6 protein-coding genes are annotated in these 4,119 nt (G+C 41.6%); 2 read left to right on the top strand and 4 right to left on the bottom strand.

Annotated elements, in window-relative coordinates:
• A partial coding sequence (locus VLN09_RS02710; RefSeq protein WP_325243672.1) for a LysR family transcriptional regulator occupies positions 1 to 186 on the bottom strand: 186 nt, incomplete at its 3' end.
• A gap of 92 nt (positions 187 to 278) precedes the next feature.
• Between VLN09_RS02710 and VLN09_RS02705 the strand changes: the two genes are divergently transcribed.
• Positions 279 to 779, top strand: a complete 501-nt coding sequence (locus VLN09_RS02705; protein WP_325243671.1) for a lactoylglutathione lyase family protein — start codon at positions 279 to 281, stop codon at positions 777 to 779.
• A 209-nt stretch (positions 780 to 988) separates the two neighbouring features.
• Positions 989 to 1,813 carry an enoyl-CoA hydratase gene (locus tag VLN09_RS02700; RefSeq protein WP_325243670.1) on the top strand — a complete coding sequence of 275 codons (825 nt, stop codon included), beginning with the start codon at positions 989 to 991 and terminating at the stop codon, positions 1,811 to 1,813.
• A gap of 102 nt (positions 1,814 to 1,915) precedes the next feature.
• Here the strand turns inward: VLN09_RS02700 and VLN09_RS02695 are convergent, their stop codons facing one another.
• From VLN09_RS02695 to VLN09_RS02685, 3 genes are all read right to left on the bottom strand, one after another.
• A complete protein-coding gene (locus VLN09_RS02695) occupies positions 1,916 to 2,344 on the bottom strand; it encodes a tetratricopeptide repeat protein (protein ID WP_325243669.1) in 429 nt (142 codons plus the stop codon).
• 147 nt (positions 2,345 to 2,491) lie between these two features.
• Positions 2,492 to 2,830, bottom strand: coding sequence for a RidA family protein (locus VLN09_RS02690; RefSeq protein ID WP_181210205.1), 339 nt, complete (start codon positions 2,828 to 2,830; stop codon positions 2,492 to 2,494).
• Between the two features lie 42 nt (positions 2,831 to 2,872).
• The coding region (locus tag VLN09_RS02685) for an FAD-dependent oxidoreductase (RefSeq protein ID WP_325243668.1) at positions 2,873 to 4,119 on the bottom strand (1,247 nt) is incomplete at its 5' end.

Raw genomic sequence — 4,119 nt, 5'->3', positions numbered from 1 at the left:
ACCTGCATCTGTCAATGAAAACTGCTTACCTTGACGAATAAGCAAGTCAATCCCCAACTGACTCTCAAGCTTACGTATATGCTGACTAACACCTGACTGGGTCATATATAGACGCTCAGCCGTGCGGGTAAAATGTCCAATTTCAACCAAGGTACAAAAGGTACGTAGCCATGTGGTATTAATCATTACAATACATACTTATCTTTATAATAAATGATAATTTTACGTAATAAATATAACTTTGTAAACTACTCCCATATCAAAAAGGAGTACAAACCATGAATAATGTTTATCCAAGAAGCTTTTCACATATCGGTCTTTCAGTGCCTGACCTAGATGCCGCCGTCAAATTTTATACTGAAGTGATGGGTTGGTACACCATCATGGAGCCGACTGAAATCACCGAAGATGACAGTGCCATTGGTGAGATGTGTACGGAAGTCTTTGGTGCAGGTTGGGGCAGTCTTCGTATCGCTCATTTATCGACTGGCGACCGTATTGGCGTTGAGATTTTTGAATTCAAAAATCAAGAAAATCCTGACAATAACTTTGAATACTGGAAAACAGGTATCTTCCATTTCTGCGTTCAAGATCCCAATGTTGAGGAGCTCGCCGAGCGTATGGTTGCCGCAGGTGGTAAAAAACGGATGGAAAAACCTCGTTATTACTACCCTGGCGAAAAGCCCTATCGCATGATTTACATGGAAGATCCATTTGGCAATATCGTTGAGATATACAGCCATAGCTATGAACTGATTTATAGTGAAGGCGCTTATTAAGAGTCATTAGTAGTATGTTTTTTAAAAACTTATTGCTTTGAAACATTAAATAGTGCTCTTATCATATAAGAGTGCTATTTTTATATGGGCTATATTCAGTATCACAGAGCTATTGCTTAACTAATTAAGCATGCTACTATTTGGGTTATTATTTAAATAGCTTTTACACTTTTATACTAAGTTTAAATACCCATTATCAAGGATGATAAATGACACAGTTTAACCCCATTCACTCAACGACTCCCTCGACAAATACCAACGAGCCATTAGTTATTAAAGAAATATCAGGTAGCGTTGTGACGTTGACACTTAACAGCCCCAAACAATTTAATGCTTTATCGGTTGGGTTGCTAGTCGCGATGCAGGCGGAGCTGGACAACATTGCGCAAGATAAAAGTATACAAGTGCTAGTGATTGCCGCAAATGGCAAGGCATTTTGTGCTGGTCATAATCTAAAAGAGATGCGCGCCAATCCAGATAATGCTTTTCAGCGCGCCTTATTTGAGCAATGTAGCCAGATGATGCTGACCATCAATCGTATGCCACAAGTGGTCATTGCCAAAGTACAAGGCATCGCCACTGCTGCTGGCTGTCAACTGGTCGCAGCCTGTGACCTAGCCGTCGCCTCGGACAACGCCAAATTTGCCACTTCTGGTATCAATGTGGGGCTGTTTTGTTCCACCCCAGCAGTGGCAGTCAGTCGTAACCTATCTCGCAAGCACGCATTTGAGATGTTGATCACTGGTGAATTTATCGATGCACATACTGCACTACAGCAAGGACTGATCAATCGTGTGGCAAGCGCTGAGCAATTAGACCAAACGCTACAATCTCTGATAGACGCCATTACCGCCAAATCCTCAGTCGCTCTGAAAACGGGCAAAACTATGTTTTATAAACAACTAGATATGGAGTTGGCAGAAGCTTATGAGTACGCCAGCGAGGTGATGAGCTGTAATATGATGGCAGATGATGTGAGTGAAGGGATTGACGCCTTTATCGAAAAGCGTCCTGCCGTATGGACAGGACGCTAAGAACGATATTTTTATCTGATAATACAAGATATCCTTGTTAGCGTTGGCAGCGCCACTTTTCTAAATAACAAAGTCGCGTTTTTACATAACAAATAATAATAACTAAGATTGCTCAGCCAGTAATTTGGCAAGCATCTTATTTATCTCACTTTTAAACGCTTTATCGTCGAGTTTACTGGCAGTTATTTTAGCACTCTGTAAGCTCTTAATCGCTGCCTCTGTCTGTCCAAGCTCACTCTGTAGCTCAGCCATTGAAAAGGCAATCGATGATAAATGCTCTTTTGATTGAATCGCTGCGGCTTTATCCAAGGCTTTTTGGTAGATAACTAATGCCTCATCCAAATCTTCCGTAAAATCTGCCAATGTCTCCCACTGCTCTGGATGATCCTTATTGCCTTTCTCATTTTCAATGCACAAGTCTTTTAGCTGTAAATACAACGTATCAAATGTCTTTTTATCATTGGCATTGTCCGCTTCTAATAGCTTTTCTGCCAACACATAAATTGAGTGATAGATTTTAGTATTAATCATTTTTTATAACCCTTGTTTACTGCTCATCAGATAACTGTCAATGAGGTTAATTATAAACTATTTGCATGCGTCGCTCATAGAAAAGGGCGTGATAGTCATATCACGCCCTTTCATTATTATTCAGTTTTAAGCTGCAGGTACTGGTATTTATTCAGCAGCGATAGCTGTAATCTCAACCAATAGCTCAGGACGTGCCAATGCAGATTCACCGCAAGCACGGGCTGGTGGTTGTACACCTTCAAACCACTTGTCCCACACTTCATTCATTGCTGCAAAATCCGACATGCTCTTCACCCAGACGGTCGCCATTAATAGCTTTGATTTGTCACTACCAACTTCTTGCAACAAGCTTTCTATCTTCTCTAGGCAAGTTAAGGTTTGGGCTTTAATATCATCTTCAGCGTTACCCACTTGACCACATAGATAAACAGTTTTATTGTGCACCACAATCTTACTCATGCGCTCACTGCTATGAAGCTTTTTCATTACTCTTTATCCTTATCGATGTGTATTTACAGGCTACGTGCGTTATTTAGAAAAGCGATTGGCACTAAATGGCTTGATGTCGACCAGTAGCGGCTTTTCATGAATCATCTCTTCAACCAGACGACCGGTCATCGGTCCTAATGTGAAACCTTGATGACTATGACCAAAGGCAAACCACAATTTTTCATGGTTGCTTGCAGGACCAATAACTGGCTTCATATCTGGCATACAAGGACGTGAGCCCGCCCATGCTTCGCTCTCAACTGCATCTTCTAATGGCAATATTTTTCGCGCCAGCTTGAGCACGGTTTTTAACTGTCCAAAATTCTTTGGCGCATTCATGGTAGTCATTTCCGCACCGGTAGTAATACGGATACCTTGCTGCATCGGTCCCATGACAAAGCCTTTATCCATGTCAAACATACTGTGATGGATAGTATTTTTTTCATTGACTTTAAAATGCTGATGATAGCCACGCATCGGGAATAATGGTAAATCATAACCAAGCGGCTTGATGAGATCATTAGACCAAGGTCCTGCTGCGATGACTAACTTATCACTATAAAAGGTATCGGTATCGGTGATAACTTTCCAGCCGCCATCTTCTTGTACGATTTCTTGAACGCCAGTCTCTTTAATGACTCCGCCCATTTCTTGGAAATTTTTTGCATAGGCTTTTACTAGCGAGCTTGGATTTGACACTTGCCAAGAATTTTTCCAATGAATCGCACCAACGAAACCTTCAAAATTAGCGCTAGGTTCCATTGCTTTTAGCTCTTCAAGGTTTAGTACGTTATGTTCAACACCTTGGTTGCGAGCGTCAATGGCTGAGGCAATAGCTTCTTTAAAGGTGTCTTCAGAACGATGTAATTGCAACCAGCCATCACGAGTGATTAGTTCGTCAGCTCCAGAGGCTGAAATCATCGTTTGATGTTCACTGGTACAATGCGCGATCAGCGTCTGCCACTCTGATTCTATTTTTTTGACTGACGCAGGTGTAGAGTATTTCCAATATTGCAACAACGCTTGGTGATAACGCAAAATTGCTGGAATACGATAGCGGATATCGGTACCTTGGTTCGGCAACACTCTGATCATTTCAGTCAATTGACGAGGAAAAGGATGCGTATGAATGGCTTCGCGCTGAATCAATCCTGCATTGCCATATGAGGTCTCTGACCCTGGCAATTTCTTGTCTAAGAGTAATACATTTGAGTTATTTTTTTGTAGATGCCATGCGATTGACGTGCCAACCATACCTGCACCGATAACGATAACTTCATAGCGCA

Source organism: Psychrobacter sp. (assembly GCF_035469765.1).
In the GTDB taxonomy this organism is placed as follows: domain Bacteria; phylum Pseudomonadota; class Gammaproteobacteria; order Pseudomonadales; family Moraxellaceae; genus Psychrobacter.
This window is presented reverse-complemented; position numbering and strand designations above follow the sequence as displayed.